This window comes from Shewanella sp. SP1S1-7, from assembly GCF_031932105.1.
GTDB lineage: Bacteria > Pseudomonadota > Gammaproteobacteria > Enterobacterales > Shewanellaceae > Shewanella > Shewanella baltica.
Genome location: NZ_JAUOEU010000001.1, coordinates 12,210 through 33,052, shown reverse-complemented (window position 1 = coordinate 33,052; position 20,843 = coordinate 12,210). Strand labels below are relative to the sequence as shown.

Here is a 20,843-nt window from a genome sequence, read left to right as displayed (position 1 = left end):
TTTAACTCAAGACTAAGCTGTAACGGAAAGAGGTTTTGGTAAACCCTATACTTTCATAGTATTGCTGTGTGGCAATGCGCTGGGTCGATGTTGTGAGTTCGAGTAACTGACAGGCTTCTTGTCTTCCCCGCGCTTTAGCAAAATCAATCAACTGAGTGCCGATGCCCTGACCTCGCATATCGGCATCCACTACTATTGCCGTAATGCGACAGATACGACTCAAAGCGGGGAAATAATCAAAGAACATAAAGGCCATCACAGCAACAACTTGCGGCTCACCCTGCGCATTGGGTTGCTCGTATACCAGTAACTCATCAGTGCGGGACTGGGGATTATCTTGGCACTCGGTTAACGTCTTGGCTAACGCGGCCACAGGTAAAACATAACCTAGCTGCTCAAGTAGCAATTGAATACTCTGTGAATCGTGTAGCTGAGCTAACCGAATGTTTTTATTCATCATACAGATTTTACCCTCGTAATTTGCCAAAACGCTTTACGATGACTTTCAACCAAGTATTCCCTACAACAATGCCATGTTGAAACGCATCCCGAATGCTAATTTTTTCGCGGCTATTCATCGCAGCGAATAGTGACTCCACAGTTGCAAGACATTGGCAGCTAACCCCACAAAAATCAAAATAAACTCACCAAATGCACAAGCCCTTATTTGCAATGCGATTAAATGCGTTAAAATTCACCACTTAATAGCCGTCAGTCAGCAAAACCTTGCACTCATAGGGACAAGAAAACTAAGATGACAGCGGTTGTACTATAGGATGATGTTCGTATTGCCACAGGCCGATATCATCCGATTTTGCTCACTTTGAGGAATCATAATGTCTAAGATCAATCTGCTTTTGCTGTGCGGCGGCGGAAGTGCCGAACACGATATTTCATTAATGTCGGCCAACTATTTTGAAACCTCACTGGCAAAATCTGAGCAGTTTTCCGTGTTGCGAGTCGAGCTGGATAAATTCGGCCAGTACCGCACCGCCGCAGGTGACGACTGTGAACTGACCAATAGCCGTGAGATTCGCTTCCGTGATGAGACCAAAACGCCATGGCCAGTCGATTACGTCATTCCCTGCATTCATGGCTATCCCGGCGAGACTGGCGACATTCAATCCTATTTTAATCTGATCCAACTGCCCTATTTTGGCTGTGAATCCGAAGCGAGCAGCAACTGCTTCAATAAGATCACCGCTAAAATGTGGTTCTCGGCCTTAGGTATTCCTAATACGCCGTATATTTTCCTGAATCAGTTCGATGATGCGGCGATTGAGCAAACCCAAGCAGCATTAGCACAATGGGGATCGATCTTCGTCAAAGCAGCATCACAGGGTTCCTCTGTTGGTTGTTACAAAGTGGATGACAGCGATAAAATTGCAGGCGTGCTTAAGGATGCGTTTGGCTATGCGCCCTATGTGATCGTTGAAAAAACCATAAAAGCCCGCGAGTTAGAAGTCGCAGTCTACGAGTACAATGGTGAAGTGGTAGCGACAGTGCCAGGTGAAATCATATGTGATACCAACACCTTCTACACCTTCGATGAGAAATACGCCAAAAACAGTAAAGCGCGCACCGATGTGGTCGCGCAGCATGTTTCAGCAGAGATCAGCGAACAGATCCGCGCCTATGCAATCAAGGCATTCAAAGGAATGAAGCTGCGTCATCTGTCGCGCATCGACTTTTTCTTAACCGCGGACAATGAAATTCTATTGAATGAAATCAATACCTTCCCAGGTTCTACGCCGATTTCTATGTTCCCTAAAATGCTGCAAAATCACGGTCATGACTTTACTGAATACTTGAGCCTAGTGATTAACGGTCAGCTAACCGCTAAATCTTAACGCTCGCCAACCTGACTCAATGTGAACGCAGATACTTTGTGAAGCACCCGTTTTCAGTAATAAAAAGAGCGCCTCGGCGCTCTTTTTATTTATTAAATTTCAATTGGTTATACTTAACTCTTGATTCTTACCTTACATCTAAACCCGAAATATAAATCAGACTGTCGCTGATTAAGCCGCCCTCACATCTAGGTCAAATATCAAGGTCCAACGTTAAAACCCTAATGCAGCTCAGCTTGCTTTGCCAACAGCGCAAAGAAGGCAGCTTTAGGCATAGGTTTATAGAAAAGGTAACCTTGAATTTCTTGAATATGATTCGACATCACAAACTTAAGCTGTGACTCAGTTTCCACCCCTTCAGCCGTCACGGTTAAATCTAACGCATGGCTTAACCGCACTATGGCCTCCACCAACGCTTCGTGACGCTTGCCTTCGTCTAATCGGTCGATAAAGCTCTTGTCGATTTTAATTTGATCGATAGGGAAATTCGCCAAATAGGACAAGGACGAATAGCCAGTACCAAAGTCGTCCAATGAAATGTTAATCCCCATAATCCGTAAACCATTAAGCACATCAATAAGATGCGTATGTTGCTTCATCAGCAAAGATTCAGTGATCTCAAGGGTTAATCTATCATAGGGGAAATCTGTCACCTCAAGTTGCTCAGTAATCGCGGCAAAGGACTCCACAAAGGCATCTTGCAGTTCATGGGACCAAAACTCAAAGGTCGACACATTCACCGATAAGTTAATCGGCCAATTGTGAGCCTGCATCTCTAAGATGGTTTGCATCGCGCCAAGGCGCACATCTCGACCAATATCAACAATTAAGCCGCTGTTCTCCGCGATGGGAATAAACTCATCGGGGGGAATGAATTGCCCTTCATGCTGCCAGCGCAGCAGCACTTCGGCTCGAACAATCAAACCTGTGGTCGCATTCACTATGGGCTGGTAATAAAGCTCGAAGGTCTGTTGATCGAGTGCCTGCTTGAGTTGATTATGAAGGCTGGCAATGCGCTCGGCATTAAGCTGCATTTGCTCAGTAAAAAAATGATAACGATTACGACCGTTAGCCTTTGAAATATACATGGCCTGATCGGCGCAATTTAACAGCTGCTCAAGATCGAGGGCATCTTCAGGAAAACGCGCAATCCCTATACTGACCGAACTATAAACGCCCTTACCATCGGCAAGCACATAACGTTTAGCAACATGCTTATTAATTGTTTCAGCAAGTTGCGCCAACTCTTTCTGATTGACTATCCCAGGTAACAGCAAGGCAAACTCATCACCGCCGAGGCGCGCAAACACCATAGTGTCATTGAGGCACTCGCAAATCTGCCGCACCACTTGCACTAATAACGCATCACCTTTGTCGTGACCATGGGTGTCGTTAACTTGTTTAAAGTTATCTAAATCCATCAGCATAAAACTAAAGCCGGGCGTCAGACTGTCGGAGGTAATGAAGGATTGGATCAGTTTAAACAAGGCATTACGGTTAGCAAGCCCAGTAAGCGAGTCATTATTGGCCTGATACTTAATCAGCTGCGCCGCTTTTTTACGCTCACTAATATCTGAAAATAACCACGCAAAACAAGGTTGTAATCCATTGGGCTCTCGAAACGTGGTGACGATAAGGTCTAGATAAAACTCCTCACCATTGCCCCTTAAGCCAACCAATTCCCCCTGCCACATTTTATCCTGCGCTAAATGCTCAAATAGGCCGACTAACTCATTGGGTTGAGACGCAGATAAAAACATCTTTGGGTTAAAGTTTGCGATATCAATATCTTGCGGAAGAACGATGTGTTTAAAAGCGGGGTTAGCATAGAGAACGGAATCATCGGAATTGGAGATAACCAGAGCTAAAGGTAAGCGGTCAAAAATTTTCACTGCTAAACGCTGAAACTCCATCGATCGACTGCGCTCAATGGCCAAACTGGCTAATCGTGCCGCCTCTGTAATCAGCTCTAAATCAAGCTCGGTTGGGGACTTTATCGTATCGTAGTACATAGCAAATGTGCCGAGCACTTTACCTTGAGTATCTTTGATAGGTTCAGACCAGCAAGATTTAAGACCCGCACGCAATGGCAGTTCTTTATAATTTTTCCAGTAAGGATGAGTAGCTATGTCTTCAACGATAACCCGCTTTGCGAAATAAGCCGCCGTTCCGCAGGAGCCAACATTAGGGCCAATCTCAACCCCATTAATCGCTTGGTTATAACTGTCGGGTAAATGGGGCGCAGCACCTAACAACAAACGTTTGCCGTCACCGCTGAGCAGTAATACAGACCCTCGAGTGCCTATCTTTTGCGCTTCGATTTTTAGCACTAAGGCGTGCAAGATTTCATGTAGCGGTGCGCCATTAAGCAGCATAGAGAGAATACTGCTATAGCAAGCTATGCTGACATTGTGGGCGAGTTTAACGTCAGCATGGTCGAGCAGATCTGGAAGATTAACGCCGGACGCCATAATTCCCTTAGAAAAAAGTTGCAATATAAATACACATTCACAATGTTAAAATATTTATAACTTATAGGAAATTCTAGGCACTAATGTTAACTAAGTAAACCCTGTATCAATTCAATAAAGGGCTTACTTTAGTCTTAACTGCAAGGCTTTATTCTTGAATACGTTCAAGTTTTGCAAGGTAAAAACCATCAAATCCGCTATCGGCTGGGCTGATACTTTCATCCTCAATCAGGCGGAAATTAGGATTCTCGGCTAAAAACGCATCGACTTGACCGCGGTTCTCGCAGGGGAAGATTGAACAGGTCGCATAAACCACTATGCCACCAACTTTCACCATGCGGCTGTAGCTGGTCAAAATGTGCTTTTGCAGCTCCATTAGCACAGGTAAACGCTCAACAGTATCGCGCCATTTTGCATCTGGATTACGCTTTAATACGCCCAAACCTGAGCATGGCACATCGAGTAATACCCGATCGGCACTGAGCTTTAAGCGTTTAATGGTTTTACTGCTGGCAATCACGCGGGTTTCGACATTGTGCGCGCCATTGCGACGGGCACGCTCTTTGAGTTTGTCGAGTTTCCATTGCTCCACATCCATGGCCAACAAGCGCCCTTTGCCCTGCATTTGCGCGGCTATGTATAAGGTTTTGCCACCCGCGCCTGCGCAAGCATCAATAACTTTCATGCCTGGCTTGGCATCAAGCGCCGCCGCCACGCGCTGAGAGCCCGCATCTTGCTGCTCGAATAAGCCATCTTTAAAGCTTTGGGTACGGAACAAGGCAGAATCGGAGGTCACTTCAAGGGCAGAATCGACCCCATCAACGCTCAGCGTGCTCACAAACTCAGCGGCAAGCTTAGCGGCCAATTCCTCACGCGTCACTTTAAGGCCATTTGCGCGTAAAAAACGCTTCGGCGCTGTGCTTAACGCGGCGCGCTCCTTGTCCCAAGACTCGCCTAATTGCTCACGGCCCATCGCATCTAGCCACTCAGGACAACCGTCCCATAATACTGGCTTAGTTTTCGCTTGCTCAGTGCGCTCGGCTAAACGCGCCTCATCGACTTGCAACGAATATTGCATTTTAGGCAGTTCAAGCCCGTGGAATAAATGCCACGCATTAAGCAATTTAGAGCCAAAGCGCTCCATCTCATCTGGACTGATTTCCGCCAGATAACAATATAAATTTAAGCGACGTAGGATATCACCCGTCGTTAATGCGATACGCGCCTGTTCGGCGGGTACCAATTGCAACCCAGAAAAATGCTGAGAATAGGCCCGATCTAAGGGTTTTCCTTGGCTCAGCACCATAGTTAAGATACTGATCACTAATTCGTTCGAGCTGGCAGAAAGCGGAGAATTCAACATTTAAAAGGTCACCATGAATGATAAAACCGGAGGATCATAGGAGGTCAGGCCCTAATACGCAAGCACGCTGGCGCTGAGTTAAGGTTAAAGCCATAAAAAAAGCGATCCAAAGGGATCGCTTTTTAGTTTTAGCCAGTTAACCCATTACATTTTTGAGCCTTTAGAGCCATAGAACAGGATAAAGCCATAACAAATCACAGGCAGAATAAAGGCGAGTTGCACGCCGAGATTATCCGCTAGCATGCCTTGGAATAAAGGTAGAATCGCCCCACCCACAATTGCCAGACACAGAATGCCACTGCCCTGTGAAGTGTGTGGACCTAAATCACGCAGCGCTAAGCTGAAGATCGTTGGGAACATAATCGAGTTAAATAACCCCACCCCAAGAATTGCCCACATGGCAATGCTGCCACTGGTTGTCATCGCCACAACCACAAGTAGCGCCGCCATAAAGGCATTAAACGCAAGCACTGAGCCAGCCGGCACTTTTTGCATGACCACAGAGCCAATGAAACGTCCCACCATAGCGCCGCCCCAGTAATAGGCGATGTAATGGGCGGCTTCAGCTTCTGGCATACCGGCTATATGGCTTTCACCTAAGAAGCTGACCAAGAAGCTACCGATAGACACTTCGGCACCGACATACACAAAAATACCCACAGCGCCGAGCACTAAGTGCTTGCTTTGCAAGGCACTGGTTTTACCTAGATGGGTTTGGACTTCACCTTGAACACTTTCATCATGCTCACGGATCACAGGTAAATCTAACTTCGCAAAAATCAGCGCTAAAATAGCCAAGGCACCAGAAAGCAACAGGTATGGCAGTTTTACCACTTCGGCTTCGGCGCTCGCGTGGGCTAAATCGCTTGATACAGAACTGGCGACAGAAAGAATTAACATGGCACCAAAAAATGGTGCGACTGTTGTTCCTAACGCATTGAAAGCTTGAGTTAAATTTAAACGGCTCGAGGCAGTTTCGCTACTGCCTAAGGCGTTAACATAGGGGTTGGCTGCCACCTGTAGGATAGTGATGCCCGATGCCAGAACGAATAACGCGCCAAGAAACAGATTATAGGTCGCTAGCGTGGCCGCAGGATAAAACAGCGCACAGCCAATACTCGCAATCACAAGACCAGTGACAATCCCCTTTTGATAACCCAGTTTTTTGACTAAGTTACCGGCTGGGATCGACACTAAAAAGTAAGCTCCAAAGAAACAAAATTGGATCAACATGGCTTGAGTGTAATTCAGCGAAAACACCGCTTTAAGATGCGGGATCAGAATATCGTTCAAGCAAGTGATAAAACCCCACATAAAAAACAGTGAAGTTAATGAGATCAAGGCAAAACGATAACTGCCCGACCCATTTTCGCCAGTGCTGCTCGTGTAGCTACCGGTATTAATTGATGACGCCATAGTTATTCTCTCTGTATGTTTTTATTATCAGGAACTAATTAAGGTTACATTCCCCATGGTGCCCGTGGGCGGCTTTACGTCGAATAGTGGGCTTGGGTATATACCCAAGCTACCTGAAGATACGAGTTTCAGAGCGCCTAGGGTGCTTCAATTCAAGGCGCATCAATGACAGAATCGGCCACCTTTTGAATTGATGCAACACCGAAGTGGAGTGCCCTCGGCGCTCCGTCCCGGCGGGTTTTAACGCACTTTATGCCGTGTTGGTTATTTTTAACTTAGCCCACTAGGTCTGCAAATAACCGCAATCGCCATGGATGGCGTGAATGCCATTTATGCAGGAGCAATAAAGGGCCTTGCCTAAAGTGCGTTAAATTCCCGCTGAATCCTGCATCTTCAAGTTGTTTGGGTATATAACACCTCAGCCGAATAAAAATGAATCATTTTCAGTTTAAAACTGCATAAAAGCTGGCAAATGCCGAAAACTTCAGCTGATTGTTTTCTATTTGTGCGGTTTTCAGGCCATGTCCCGTTAATATTTCACCCAATTCCAACTGTGATAAATCCAACTCAACATTGGTATCGCCTAAGTTGAATCCGACGAATATTTTGAGCTCTCCTAAGGTGCGGATAAAGGCCAAGATGGGCTGGTTGGTATCCACAAATTGGATATCGCCTTCAACCAGCACTGGGTGTAATTTACGCCAAGCAAGAAAACGTCGATAACCGTTAAGCATGGAATCTGCATCTGATTCTTGTACATCTACCGCTAACACTTGATGCGCAGGGGCGATCGGCAACCAAGGCGAGACCTCACTAAAACCGCTAAAATCGGCGCCTTGTTGCCATGGCATTGGCGTACGGCAACCATCACGGCCTTTAAACATAGGCCAGAAGGTTTTGCCAAAGGGATCTTGCAACTCATGGTATTCAATCGGCGCTTCGGTTAAACCGAGTTCTTCACCTTGATAACTACACACACTACCGCGCAGTGAACTTAGCATGGCATTGAGCATTTTGACCATGTCTGAATTCTGCTTGCCCTGCCCCCAACGGCTCGCCACGCGCTGCACATCATGATTACCGATAGCCCAACAAGGCCAGCCATCACCTATGCTCGCTTCTAATGCTTCTACGGTTTGGCGAATATAAGCGGCGCTGTAATCGTCGGTTAATAGCTCAAAACTGTAGGCCATGTGCAGGCGATCTTCACCCTTAGTGTAAGCCGCCATCACAGCTAAAGAGTCTTCTGCCGACACTTCACCTAAGGTCACCGCACCAGGGTAACGATTGATAAGCTTTCGTAAATCTTCGATAAACGCGATAGTTTGCGGACGGTCATTATTGTAGTAATGATATTGATAGGCGTAAGGGTTATCTTCACTGAAACCTCGGCCCTGACGTTTATCCTTAGGTTTTGCCGGATTGTCCCTGAGCTGTTCATCGTGATAACAGAAGGTAATCGCATCTAAGCGGAATCCATCAACGCCTTTTTTAAGCCAGAACTCGACATTATCCAGCACAGCTTGACGCACGTCAGGGTTATGGAAATTGATATCGGGCTGGCTACGCAGGAAGTTATGTAAATAGTATTGTTGTCTGCGCGGCTCCCATTCCCAAGCACAACCACCAAAAATCGCGAGCCAGTTGTTAGGCGCTGTGCCGTCTTCCTTAGGATCGGCCCACACGTACCAATCCGCTTTGGGATTCGTTCGGCTCTCGCGGCTTTCAACAAACCACGCATGCTGATCAGAGGTATGACTTAATACTTGATCGATAATGACCTTAATGCCTAAGCCGTGGGCTTTTTCAATCAATTCATCGAAATCATGCATAGTACCAAAAAGAGGGTCAACTTCGCGGTAATCACTGATGTCGTAGCCAAAATCTGCCATAGGCGATTTAAAGAAAGGTGAAATCCAGATAGCATCGACATTGAGGCTCGCAATGTAGTCAAGCTTAGTGATAATGCCACGCAAATCACCAACGCCATCACCATTGGTATCTAAAAGGCTACGCGGATAAATTTGGTAAATTACCGCACCACGCCACCAAGTTAACTCACTCATTGTTGCCCCTTTATCGTTATTCTACAGCGATCTTTCCCTAACACACTCACGCAAACAGTTATCGTTTTGTTACTGCAGAGTAAAGGTATCGCGGCTTATTTTGTGTCACCGAGCATACGTGAAGAGGGAAATAAGGTTCAATACACCTGCATACGTATGCAGAAGACCTCGCCATAAATCACATTGAACCAAAACTCACTTTACCATTTAATAACAAGCACTTAATTGCAAAATAAAATCATTTTACTCCATGAGATTTCCCTCAATTAACGGCTATTCTTAACTCAATGAGGCATTGAATACGTATGCACTCTGTTGTTCCGCCAAGAAGCTCGGGAGTAGTATCTTCACCGTTGCATAACAATTTGGTCATAAACGCAGCACTTATGCAGTCAATTAAGCGCCCAGATACCAAAAAAAGGCCGCAAAAATAACGCGGTGATAACGATAAAACGCTCTACAAAGCGATAAAGCGACTCCAAGGGGAAGAGAGATATGATGCGATTTAAACCCAGTTTGCTAACCTTAGCGCTCATTGCCGCTGGTGCGAGTATGCACTCCTATGCGGCAGATGAAGCGGCGACAGATAAGACAGCTAAAGATGAAAATATTGAAGTGATTCAAGTCACTGGTATTCGTCGTAGCTTGCAAGAATCCCAATCACTTAAGATGTCATCTTCTTCTATCGTTGAAGCCATTTCAGCGGAAGACATAGGTAAATTACCTGATGTCAGTATTGCAGAATCTCTAGCACGATTACCTGGCGTATCGGCACAACGACTCGATGGTCGTGCCAACGTAATTTCTATCCGCGGTATGGGCCCTGACTTCACTACCGCCACATTAAATGGTCGCGAACAGGCCTCTGTGAACGATAACCGCAGTGTGGAATTCGACCAATATCCATCTGAGTTATTAAATCGCGTCGTGGTTTACAAGACACCCGATGCCTCTGTTATGGCGCAAGCCATCGGCGGTACGGTTGATATGCAAACAATCAGTCCTTTAGCCCACGGTGAACAAACGATTGCCGTTTCGTTACGCGGCGAAATGAACGATTTAGGTTCATTAAACAGCAGCTCAAGTGACACAGGCTACCGTGGCAGTATCTCTTATATTGACCAATTCGCCGATGACACTATTGGTGTCGCCATTGGTTATGCTCGCATGATGTCACCTAACCAAGAAGAACGTTGGCAAGCTTGGGGTTACCCAGATTTATATAAGCACATTGATAATGGCCAAGAGTTTTATAACGCCAATGCCGATTATAATGGTGTACCTGGCGAAGCTGCTGGATTTAAAGGTTTAGGTGGAGCCAAGCCCTTCGTTCGCTCAAGTGAATTAGAACGTGATGGTGTGCTCGCCGTATTTGAATATGCACCAAATACCACTTTCCACTCAACCTTAGACATTTACTACTCTAAATTTACCGATGATCAGCGCCTACGAGGCATTGAAATCCCTGGTGCATGGGGTACTAATGGTGGACTAGTTTCTCCTACAGTGAGTGATGGATTAATGACAGCAGGTGCCATTAATGGTGCTGAAGTCGTTATCCGTAACGACGTGAACAAACGTGATGCGGATTCTCTGTCTATTGGCTGGAATAACAAATTCAACATCAATGATAACTGGAATGTTGAAGCCGATATCTCCATGTCTAGAGCTAACCGTACTGACATAGGTATGGAAAGTTACTCAGGAACTGGCCGCGGTACAGGTGTGGGTGCGGTTGACGATTTAGGCTTTGCTTACAACGGTAAAGGCGGTTATGTATTTGACCATAACCTCGATTATTCTGATAAAAACCTGATCAAACTTGGCGATCCACTCGGTTGGGGTAGCCCGCTAGGCGCTAACACTCAAGACGGCTTTATCAACAAACCTGAAATTGAGGATGAGCTAAAATCCTTCCGTTTAAGCGCTGAATATGTGCTCGATGGCGGTGCCGTTCGTAGCGTTGAGTTTGGTGTCAATCGCACTAATCGCGATAAAACCAAATTAGATAAAGGTTATTACCTGACACTCAAAGGTTATGACGGTTCTGCCAATTACACTATGGCAGTACCAGATCAATACTTACTTGCACCAACTTCACTCGACTTCTTTGGTATGGGTAATGTATTAAGCTACGACTCGTTGGCTTTCTACAATGACGGTAACTATACAGAAACTGATGTTGCTGATGTGGATCTTTCCCGCGCAACTAACTCTTGGGCTGTACAGGAAAAAGTGACAACGGGCTATGTGATGGCCAACCTTGAATCCGAAGTATTTGGTATTCCTTTGACTGGCAACGCAGGCTTACAAGCGGTTCATACCGATCAATCCTCTGACGGTACAGTGGCAACGGTTGAAAATGGCTTAGTGGTGTTAACACCGCGCACAGCGGGTGATTCCTATGTTGAATGGCTGCCAAGCGTTAACTTAAGTTTCGAAGTCGCCGATAGCCAAGTGGTTCGTTTAGCCGCAGCGCGCACGTTAACCCGTTCACGCATGGACAAAATGAATGCCAACCTAAACTACACTTATTCAGCTAACCCAAGTGGTGGCAACGTTAACTGGAGTGGTAACGCAGGTAATCCTGAGTTACGCCCATGGTTAGCCCGTCAATATGACTTAAGCTATGAAAACTATTTCAGCGACCAAGGTTATTTCTCGGTAGCGGTATTCTACAAAGATCTTGAAAACTTCGTTTACGATCAACATACAGACTTTGATTTCAGCACCCTATTCCCACAAGGGCCTACTGATAACCCAATTGGCGATGTCACCCAACCACAAAACGGTGAAGGTGGTTATGTTCAAGGTGTTGAAGCCTCTGTATCTGTCGACTTTGGTATGTTTGCCGATGTGTTAAGTGGCTTTGGTACTGTTATTAGCGGCTCGTACAACGACAGTGAAGTGAAGGAAACCCCGACCAGCAATCCAACAACCTTGCCAGGTCTGTCAGAAAAAACCTTAAACGCGACGATCTACTATGAAAACTCAGGCTTTGAAGCACGCATTAGCTCACGCTACCGCAGCGACTTCCTAGGTGAAGTCACAAAGATCAGCCTGCAACGCGAAAACGTGAACATCAAAGCGGAAACTGTGGTTGATGCACAAATCGGTTATGACTTTAGCGAAAGTGGTATTGAGTCTCTGTATGGTTTATCAGTTCAGTTCCAAGTGAACAACTTAACCAACGAGCCTTTCACCTCTTACACTAGCGATGATCAACGTTTAGTCCGTGATTACCAAAACTATGGCCGTAACTTTATGTTAGGCGCGAACTATAAGTTCTAATCCTGCACGGCTTAAAGCCTCTGTAACCTGTTACAGAGGCTTTTTTACTTTATCATTTCAAGCCACTAGGCTAGTCATTCATCTGCGTTAATTGATCACCACTAATCATAAAATGAAAGGCTTATATCATGAATAAAATCAAAGATATCGTCATTGTCGGTGGCGGTTCTTCAGGTTGGATGACGGCGGCCATGTTGGCAAGATTGTTTAAATCAACACTGAATATCACCCTGATTGAATCTGAAGATATAGGCACAGTGGGCGTAGGTGAAGCCACCATTCCACCACTGCAAATATTCAATAACGTCCTTGGGATTTCCGAAGCCGATTTTATCAATGCCACCCAAGCAACGTTTAAATTGGGTATTCAATTCGAAAATTGGGGCAAACCGGATGAAGCCTATATGCATGCTTTTGGCAATATAGGTAAAGATATAGGTTTTACTCAATTTCATCATTACTGGCTCAGCACCTCCCCAAAAGAGGTCAATTCGTTTTGGGATTATTCGGTTAATTACCAAGCGGCAAAACACAATAAGTTTCAAGTACTCCAGCAGATCCCAAACTCTCCCCTTGCCGGCTTAACTCATGCTTATCATTTCGATGCAGCGCTCTATGCCCAATTTTTACGACGTTTCAGTGAGCAACTCGGAGTAAAGCGTATCGAAGGCAAAATTACGGCGGTTGAACTCACGCCAAACGGCGATATTGAAAGTGTAATCTTAGGAACAGGACAAACCGTAAAAGCCGATTTCTTTATAGATTGCTCGGGCTTTGCCGCGCTACTGATAGAAAAAGCGCTCAAGGTTGGCTTCGATAGCTACCAACACTGGCTCCCCTGCGACAGCGCCTATGCCGTACCCTGCGAAAAAACGCCAGCAATAACGCCTTATACGCGTTCTATCGCCCATGATGCGGGTTGGCAATGGCGGATCCCGCTGCAGCACCGCACAGGCAATGGGTTAGTCTATTGCAGTCGCTATATCAGTGATGACGCCGCCAAACAGCTTTTACTCAGTAATTTAGATGGTAAACCTTTGGCTGAACCTAAGAAAATCAATTTTACGACCGGACGACGAATCAAACAGTGGCATAAAAATTGTGTCGCCATCGGCCTTTCGAGTGGATTCTTAGAGCCTTTAGAATCCACCAGCTTGCATTTAGTCCAATCAGCGATTATTCGCTTAAGTAAACTCTTTCCACATCAAGGAATTGCACAAGCGAATGTCGATGAATTTAATCGCCAGTCCCAACTTGAATTTGAACAAATCCGCGATTTTATTATCTTGCACTATCATTTAAACCAAAGGGAAGATGCTCAGGAAAATGGGTTTTGGCATCAATGCCGAACCATGGTTCTGCCAGAGAGTTTGCAGCAAAAAATCGCCCTATTTCGTGCCACAGGCACAGTGTTTAGACATCAAGATGAACTTTTTACCGAAGCCGCATGGATACAAGTCATGTTGGGGCAAGGTATTAAGCCTCGGGATTTCAATCCATTAGCGGCAACCATTCAACCGCAAGCACTAAGTGAATTTCTGCTCAATATGCGCACCATTATTGATAATACCGTCACTAAGCTACCAACCCATGACCAGTATTTAGCGCACTTATCGACACATAAAGCATAAATGCGGCTTAAGAGTTACGACTGACGTTAAGAGTTTACTAACTCATCGATTTATAAATTGAACTTGCAGTTTAAATTTGAATCAACAAGGAAAGAATATGATATTAAACCTGCGGACTCTCACCACTTCCTTAGTGATTATGCTTAGCCTAGGCGCCTCTGCCAACACAGCGCAGGCAAGTTCAAGCAGTCTCTCTTTACCACTTCAAGGCACATCAAGCCAGCCTCAAGACCTGACACTTGAACCCGCTTTTTGGTGGGCGGGGATGCACAATCCTGAGTTACAGTTGATGCTGTATAGCCGCGATTTCCCTAGCTTACCGCAACAGCTTAAGGTTGATATCCAAGGGCACGGCATCACGCTAAAAAGCCTTTATCACACTGATAACCCTCACTATCTGTTTATTAATGTAGATCTTAGCCAAGCTGCTCCGCAAACCTTTGAGCTGGTGATTTCCAGCACGGACTCGGCTTCAAAGACCAACACGCCTCTTTATCGCCTGCCCTATACGTTGCAAGCGCGTGTTAAGGGCAGCCGTGAGCGGCAAGGGTTTAGCAATAAGGATGTGATTTACCTTATCACCCCGGATAGATTCGCCAATGGCGACACCAGTAATGACAATCAGGCCGATATGCTAGAGCCTGTCGCGGCTAACTCTCCTAGCCATCCCAGCAACCCCTATTATCCCGATGCTCGCCATGGCGGCGATATCGCAGGGATCAGTCAGCACTTAGCGTATCTGGCAAAACTCGGGGTGACTCAGTTATGGATCAATCCACTACTTGAGAATAATCAAGCCCAGTATTCATACCACGGTTACTCAATTACCAATTTATACCGCGTCGATCCCCGCTTTGGCAGCAACGAGGATTATAAAGCCTTAGTCGCTAAGGCAAACAAACTTGGTCTTGGGGTAATTAAAGATGTTGTCGTGAATCATATCGGCTCTAATCATTGGTGGCTCAACGATTTACCTAGCCAAGACTGGCTCAATGACGCCACAAAAACGCAGCTACATAATCGCGAATCCAAGCCTGACTTGATTCAGTCTGCCGAAACTAAATCCAGTGCTATTAAATCCAGCGTTACCAGCCCCCGTTTCACCAGCCATAGGCGCACTACAGTGCAAGATCCCTACGCGGCAGCGCAAGATCATATTGATTTTGTCGATGGCTGGTTTACCGACACTATGCCGGATCTGAATCAAAGCAATCCCAAACTGGCAACCTATCTTATCCAAAACAGTATTTGGTGGGTCGAGTACGCAGGACTTTCAGGGATCCGCGAAGATACTTATTCCTACGCCGACAAAGGGTTTCTCGCTAAATGGTCTAAGGCCGTAATGGCTGAGTACCCGAATTTTAATATTGTGGGCGAAGAATGGACCGCAAACCCCATCACAGTGTCCTATTGGCAAAAGGGCAAAATCAATGCCGATGGCTATACCTCAGATTTACCCAGTTTGATGGACTTCCCGCTATATGAAAAATTAATTGCCAGCCTTAATGAGCCAGAAACTTGGGACACAGGTTTTATCAAGCTTTACGAGATGTTAGCCAACGATGTTGTGTATGCCGATCCCAGTAAACTAGTGCTATTTGAAGGCAATCACGACACCAATCGTATCTTCAGTTTAGTGAAAGAAAATATAGACTTATACAAGATGGCACTCACCTATGTACTGACTGCCAAACGCATTCCGCAGCTGTTCTACGGTACAGAAGTGTTAATGAGCAGCCCGACAGAAGGCCGTCACGATGGCGTTGTGCGCAGTGATTTCCCCGGCGGTTTTGCCAACAGTGCCACTAACGCCTTTACCGGCCAAGGGCTGAGTGAACCCCAGCGACAAGCACAGCAATTTGTCAGAACCCTACTGAATTACCGTAAACAATCCCCTGCGCTACAATCGGGCGACTTACTGCACTTTGTGCCGCAGGATGGCGTCTATGTGCAATTTCGCTGCGTATTAAATGCGCCATTATCTGCTGAACAGAAAGCCGAAGCGATCAAGTCACGAATACAAAACAATTCTCTAACCCAACACAATGCCTGCACTCAGCCCTCGGCCGATAAAGTCATGGTGATTTACAATAAGAATGACAAGATAATCACGCTAGATGTAAACCGCTTTGCCAGTGTACTTGGCGATAGCGGCGCCGCTACAGATATTATCAGTGGCAAAATAGTTTCACTCAATCAAGCGATAACATTGCCCCACGCAGGGGTTACTATCCTCGAGCTTAAACCTAATTCTAAGTCTAAGACTAAGACAAAGTCGCCGCTGAATATTGGCTTGCCGAGCAGCCAAGATTCAATACGATCAAGGAACCAAACTAACGCTTTAACGCGTGCTCAAACTAACAACAGTGCAAACAACAGCGCTAATAACCTAGCGAAAAACTCAACTCAAAAAGGAACTCAGTCTTGAGCTTTTTATCGCCTATCGATTCCAGAGTGACTCAGAGCCAACAAGCGGCTAAATTTCCCATAATGGCTTTACTGTCCAAAGCAGCGAAAGCCCCGCAGCGCCAACAGTCGCGGCATTCATCACTCAATTTATGTCTACAGTCTTTGTTTAATGCCTCTTTATCTAGTGCAGCTTTATTAACTGCCTCGCTTTTTTGCTTATCGGCCAATGCAAATACCTCGGCGCAGGCGCTTGATAATGAGTTACAGCCAAAATCTGAGAGTGAGGTTATGACGCTAAAACCTGTGGTGTATCAGATTTTTACTCGCCTTTATGGCAATAAAAATCCAACGAATAAACCTTGGGGAACAATTGCCGACAACGGTGTCGGCAAATTTAATGATATCGACGATGTTGCACTCAATAGCATCAAGGACCTAGGCGTCACCCATGTGTGGTACACAGGCGTTCCGCACCATGCATTGATTGGTGATTACAGTGAGATTGGCGTAAGTGCAGATGATCCCGATGTGGTAAAAGGCCGCGCAGGATCACCCTACGCAGTCAAAGATTACTACAACGTCAACCCGGACCTGGCGGTCAACCCAGCTAACCGTTTAGCCGAGTTCGAGGCGCTCATTGCCCGTACCCATCAACACGGCTTAAAGGTAATTATCGATATAGTGCCAAACCATGTGGCGCGCCATTATAAATCCGTCAGTAAACCCCAAGGCGTGCGCGATTTTGGCGAAGATGATGATACCAGTCTGGAGTACGCCAAAAACAACAACTTCTATTACGTCGTTGATAAAGTTGATGTTAATAAGGATTTAATGGGAACGAAAGGACAAGCGCATGCCTTTGAAGTGCCAAGCTTACCCGCAGGACTTAAACCGCTTGGCGGAGAAGCTCCCCCCTTAAGTGACGGCAAATTCGATGAATTTCCCGCAAAGTGGACTGGCAACGGCTCACGCTTAGCCAAGCCCGATGCTAATGATTGGTACGAGACAGTTAAAATCAATTACGGCGTACGCCCCGATGGCACCTATGACTTCCCTCGCCTGCCAGCTAAATTCGCCACTTTTACTGAAGCGCAGCATTACGCTTTCTGGCAACAACACTTAGCCGAGATCCCAAGCTCTTGGATTAAATTCAATCAGATTGCCCAATATTGGCTTGCAAAAGGAGTCGATGGGTTTCGATACGATATGGCCGAAATGGTGCCAGTGGAGTTTTGGAGTTACCTCAACAGCCAGATAAAACACACTAATCCCGATGCCTTTATCTTGGCCGAGGTCTATAACCCTAAGTTGTACCGAGATTATATCCAGCTTGGAAAAATGGATTATCTGTACGATAAGGTCGATCTTTACGACACCCTAAAAGCCGTGATGGCGGGTAAAACCAGCACAGCTAATATCGCGGCGGATCAGGCAAAAGTGCAGGATATTGAATCCCACATGCTGCACTTTTTAGAGAACCACGACGAGCAACGTATTGGTAATGCATCATTTTTAGCATCGCTACAAACAAATAAACCAACGAATAGCTCCCTAGAGACCCAAGCCGTAAATCCACACTACGCCCTACCCGCTATGGTGGTGTCGGCAACGATAAGTACTTCACCGACGTTAGTGTATTTTGGCCAAGAAGTGGGAGAAGCCGCCATCGATAATCCAGGCTTTGGTCATGCATCACGCACCAGTATTTTTGACTATGTTGGCGTCCCTGCCCATCAGCGCTGGATGAACAATGGCAAGTTTGATGGTGGACAATCAACGGCGCAGGAAACATCGCTGCGGGCTTACTATCAAAAGCTATTGAATCTAAGCACAGGCCAAACTGCGCCTGCACTGTTAGGCCAATATTATTCACTCGATGCCGCGAATCGCAGCAAGAAGAATGCGACTGAAAGTAACAGCACTCAAAATATGAGTACTCAAAATAGTTCTGCAAACGAAACAGGCTATGACGACAGCACCTTCGCCTTTGCCCGCTTCGAGGTGATATCTGGGACCTCAAAGCAGACTCAAAAGTTGATTGTGGTCAGTAACTTCAGTCAGACCGAATCAAAAGCCTTACAGCTCAAGCTCCCCAAAGAGCTCATCCGTCAGTGGCAATTAAAGGACGGCGTATATCCGCTTAAGGATTTACTCGAAGATCATGCGGCGAAGTTAGTCATTAAGGAAGCTGAAGGACTAGTTCAGATGCAACTTGCACCGTTGTCTTCAGCCATATTCGAGCTGGAAGATTAAACGAGCAACAAGCCAAGGTGAGCTAAAAATTGAAATTGACCGATAGCGTCACGCTAAACTGTGACGCTATATTTTTTAACCGTTATACTCTCAAACCTTTCTATCTTATTTAATTACCCTTTAAAAATCACAAAGGAAAGCGATGTTACTCGGCATTCACCATGCAGCGATTATTTGTAGCGACTATGAAAAATCCAAACATTTTTATATGACTATTCTTGGTCTTAGCGTACTCGCAGAGCATTACCGTTGAACCCGTCCGCATTGACGAATACACAGGCAGAAAATTCACCTTCTTTAGCGATCCCGACGGCCTACCCTTAGAATTATATGAGCTATAGCCTGAATCAAGCTGAGCCTCAGAGCAGAGAATGAGATGAACAAAGCTTAATTACCACGGGAATGATTTATGATTAGACTGAACCAAGCGACACTGACGTTTAACCATTTTGACGCTACGATAAAGTCAAAGACTACCTAGGCTAACCATTTAGGAACTCAAGATGTTTGATAATCCAGCATTATTACTATGGAGTTTAGTCTTTAGCCTCATTGGTCTTGGCTTTTTCACCTACGGCAAACGCCAAGCGGCCCCCATCCCTTTAGTCGTAGGTCTCACCCTGATGATTTACCCTTATTTTGTCACCAATCTCGCATTACTTATCGCCATAGGCATCGCCCTCATCGCACTCCCCTATTTTATGAGGATATGATTTGGGGTTTATAGAAATGTTACGGACAGAAGCTACAAAATAAATGGTAAGGCTAATACAACATCGTATATCGCTACACTCATACCACAATAGGTTGGTACAAAATCTCAGGCACCCAAGCTCTTTTTTACAAGCCACCCATAATATAAAAATAACCAACAACATCGAAGCTACGTTTACCAAACGGTTTGTGGCTTAGATTGAAAAGCCAGGTTTTCGGGGGATTATCCCTGGTTATTTTTTGATTTGCGGATAGTTAGCAGGAATTGGGTCGATTTAGTTCGAGTCAGGCTCTCCACTGCTATGGATGAGTGAAGTTTGGCGCTGAACTATCTCTGAATGTGGACTATCTCTAAATGGCTCAGCTTGCCATTAAATTCAGACAGCAGTGGCGATAGTGCCTTCGTCGCTTTTCAAGGTGTTCGCAATAACAAGTGAGCTCTTGCACAGTACCTACAGGGCCTTTAAAAAGCTGCCCGAAATGCTGAGTGAGCTTAAGCCAATGCTCAGGCGGAATATTAAGGCGAATCAGTAAGCTTGCACTGCTCGAACTGATACTCCCGCGTTTATCATCGCGAATAATTCTGCCGGTATCGTCAACAAGTTGGAGATACTCTTGTAAATCAAAATGCAGCCCTTTAGGCATATTGTCCCGCTCATTACCGATAAAAGGTAATAATGTTTGAGGTTGTTTGCCTGCTAGTGCCGCACGAATACGCCGTTGAATACTGGTGAAATCCGAGGTTGCTGGTGTTGTGGCGAGTTGAGCGCGAATAGGGTTGAGGTCAACATAAGTCATACATGCAAGTACTGCCGCCTCATCGAGTAGGGCTTGGGATTTAAAACGGCCCTCCCAGAAGCGTCCTGTGCAGTTATCCTCTTGATTTGCCTTACGGGCGATAGGTTCATTTAACGCTCGCATAAACCAAGAAATATCACTTAAGCGACTGCGGTATAGAGCGATATGGTGTTTAAGGTTAATCACGTCATGGGCTTCAACAACTTGCCCTTTGACAAATTGTTGTGTTAATTCAGTGCCTTTAAATACCTGATGCCAATGCTCAAGCACTTCCCTATCACTCCATTGATTGGCTTGGTAAATGTCCACGCAGAGTACCAAGTGCAGATGATTGCTCATCACCGCATAAGCAGCGACATCAATAGCAAAAACCTGAGCCAGCTTAAGTAATTGCTGCTCTACCCACTCGCGTCTATGGTCGTAGTTTTTATCAGAGAAATGGTCTTCACCACACAAATAGGCACGCCTAACGACTCGACTACAACAGTGATAAAAAGGCGTATCTTCCAAACTGATTTGAGTTCTCCTTGGCTGTGGCATCATCACACTCCTTGTGTGGGGAAACAGACACTAAGCCTAGT

At 45.7% G+C, this 20,843-nt stretch carries 12 protein-coding genes and 1 pseudogene; 7 read left to right on the top strand and 6 right to left on the bottom strand.

Features of this window, described 5'->3' with window-relative positions:
* Nucleotide 1: 1 nt before the first annotated feature.
* Nucleotides 2–460 (bottom strand): GNAT family N-acetyltransferase, encoded by a 459-nt coding sequence (locus tag Q4Q49_RS00120; protein WP_311998332.1) that lies wholly within the window; start codon nucleotides 458–460, stop codon nucleotides 2–4.
* Nucleotides 461–836: 376 nt separating this feature from the next.
* Between Q4Q49_RS00120 and Q4Q49_RS00115 the strand changes: the two genes are divergently transcribed.
* Nucleotides 837–1,850, top strand: coding sequence for a D-alanine--D-alanine ligase (locus tag Q4Q49_RS00115; RefSeq protein WP_311998331.1), 1,014 nt, complete (start codon nucleotides 837–839; stop codon nucleotides 1,848–1,850).
* Nucleotides 1,851–2,071: 221 nt separating this feature from the next.
* On the opposite strand, the gene Q4Q49_RS00110 is transcribed toward Q4Q49_RS00115, so the two are convergent.
* The 4 genes from Q4Q49_RS00110 to Q4Q49_RS00095 form a co-directional block, all read right to left on the bottom strand.
* Complete coding sequence (locus Q4Q49_RS00110) at nucleotides 2,072–4,321, bottom strand: EAL domain-containing protein (RefSeq protein WP_311998330.1); 2,250 nt, start codon at nucleotides 4,319–4,321, stop codon at nucleotides 2,072–2,074.
* A gap of 148 nt (nucleotides 4,322–4,469) precedes the next feature.
* Nucleotides 4,470–5,684 (bottom strand): RsmB/NOP family class I SAM-dependent RNA methyltransferase, encoded by a 1,215-nt coding sequence (locus Q4Q49_RS00105; protein WP_311998329.1) that lies wholly within the window; start codon nucleotides 5,682–5,684, stop codon nucleotides 4,470–4,472.
* A gap of 144 nt (nucleotides 5,685–5,828) precedes the next feature.
* Nucleotides 5,829–7,100 (bottom strand): sugar MFS transporter, encoded by a 1,272-nt coding sequence (locus Q4Q49_RS00100; RefSeq protein WP_006087299.1) that lies wholly within the window; start codon nucleotides 7,098–7,100, stop codon nucleotides 5,829–5,831.
* A 443-nt stretch (nucleotides 7,101–7,543) separates the two neighbouring features.
* Nucleotides 7,544–9,166 (bottom strand): alpha-glucosidase, encoded by a 1,623-nt coding sequence (locus Q4Q49_RS00095; protein ID WP_259484132.1) that lies wholly within the window; start codon nucleotides 9,164–9,166, stop codon nucleotides 7,544–7,546.
* 495 nt (nucleotides 9,167–9,661) lie between these two features.
* Between Q4Q49_RS00095 and Q4Q49_RS00090 the strand changes: the two genes are divergently transcribed.
* The 6 genes and pseudogenes from Q4Q49_RS00090 (at nucleotide 9,662) to Q4Q49_RS00065 (ending at nucleotide 19,463) form a co-directional block, all read left to right on the top strand.
* Nucleotides 9,662–12,457, top strand: coding sequence for a TonB-dependent receptor (locus Q4Q49_RS00090; RefSeq protein WP_311998328.1), 2,796 nt, complete (start codon nucleotides 9,662–9,664; stop codon nucleotides 12,455–12,457).
* A gap of 128 nt (nucleotides 12,458–12,585) precedes the next feature.
* Nucleotides 12,586–14,088: a tryptophan halogenase family protein gene (locus tag Q4Q49_RS00085; protein WP_311891041.1), complete on the top strand. Its 1,503-nt coding sequence runs from the start codon at nucleotides 12,586–12,588 to the stop codon at nucleotides 14,086–14,088.
* A gap of 97 nt (nucleotides 14,089–14,185) precedes the next feature.
* On the top strand, nucleotides 14,186–16,516 hold the full coding sequence (locus tag Q4Q49_RS00080) for a glycoside hydrolase family 13 protein (RefSeq protein ID WP_311998327.1): 2,331 nt from the start codon (nucleotides 14,186–14,188) through the stop codon (nucleotides 16,514–16,516).
* Nucleotides 16,513–18,750: an alpha-amylase family protein gene (locus Q4Q49_RS00075; RefSeq protein ID WP_311998326.1), complete on the top strand. Its 2,238-nt coding sequence runs from the start codon at nucleotides 16,513–16,515 to the stop codon at nucleotides 18,748–18,750. Before Q4Q49_RS00080 ends, Q4Q49_RS00075 begins: the two co-directional genes overlap by 4 nt.
* 142 nt (nucleotides 18,751–18,892) lie before the next feature.
* A pseudogene (locus Q4Q49_RS00070) lies at nucleotides 18,893–19,091 on the top strand (VOC family protein).
* A 162-nt stretch (nucleotides 19,092–19,253) separates the two neighbouring features.
* A complete protein-coding gene (locus Q4Q49_RS00065) occupies nucleotides 19,254–19,463 on the top strand; it encodes a hypothetical protein (protein WP_311998325.1) in 210 nt (69 codons plus the stop codon).
* Between the two features lie 361 nt (nucleotides 19,464–19,824).
* Here the strand turns inward: Q4Q49_RS00065 and Q4Q49_RS00060 are convergent, their stop codons facing one another.
* A complete protein-coding gene (locus tag Q4Q49_RS00060; protein ID WP_261271652.1) occupies nucleotides 19,825–20,802 on the bottom strand; it encodes a transposase in 978 nt (325 codons plus the stop codon).
* Between the last annotated feature and the right edge of the window lie 41 nt (nucleotides 20,803–20,843).

What these genes read in the sequence shown, in the direction of transcription:
- Q4Q49_RS00100 (WP_006087299.1), bottom strand. Translation starts at nt 7,100, where the DNA reads ATGGCGTCATCAATTAATACCGGTAGCTACACGAGCAGCACTGGCGAA.
- Q4Q49_RS00120 (WP_311998332.1), bottom strand. Translation starts at nt 460, where the DNA reads ATGATGAATAAAAACATTCGGTTAGCTCAGCTACACGATTCACAGAGT.
- Q4Q49_RS00115 (WP_311998331.1), top strand. Translation starts at nt 837, where the DNA reads ATGTCTAAGATCAATCTGCTTTTGCTGTGCGGCGGCGGAAGTGCCGAA.
- Q4Q49_RS00105 (WP_311998329.1), bottom strand. Translation starts at nt 5,684, where the DNA reads ATGTTGAATTCTCCGCTTTCTGCCAGCTCGAACGAATTAGTGATCAGT.
- Q4Q49_RS00085 (WP_311891041.1), top strand. Translation starts at nt 12,586, where the DNA reads ATGAATAAAATCAAAGATATCGTCATTGTCGGTGGCGGTTCTTCAGGT.
- Q4Q49_RS00065 (WP_311998325.1), top strand. Translation starts at nt 19,254, where the DNA reads ATGTTTGATAATCCAGCATTATTACTATGGAGTTTAGTCTTTAGCCTC.
- Q4Q49_RS00110 (WP_311998330.1), bottom strand. Translation starts at nt 4,321, where the DNA reads ATGGCGTCCGGCGTTAATCTTCCAGATCTGCTCGACCATGCTGACGTT.
- Q4Q49_RS00080 (WP_311998327.1), top strand. Translation starts at nt 14,186, where the DNA reads ATGATATTAAACCTGCGGACTCTCACCACTTCCTTAGTGATTATGCTT.
- Q4Q49_RS00095 (WP_259484132.1), bottom strand. Translation starts at nt 9,166, where the DNA reads ATGAGTGAGTTAACTTGGTGGCGTGGTGCGGTAATTTACCAAATTTAT.
- Q4Q49_RS00090 (WP_311998328.1), top strand. Translation starts at nt 9,662, where the DNA reads ATGATGCGATTTAAACCCAGTTTGCTAACCTTAGCGCTCATTGCCGCT.
- Q4Q49_RS00060 (WP_261271652.1), bottom strand. Translation starts at nt 20,802, where the DNA reads ATGCCACAGCCAAGGAGAACTCAAATCAGTTTGGAAGATACGCCTTTT.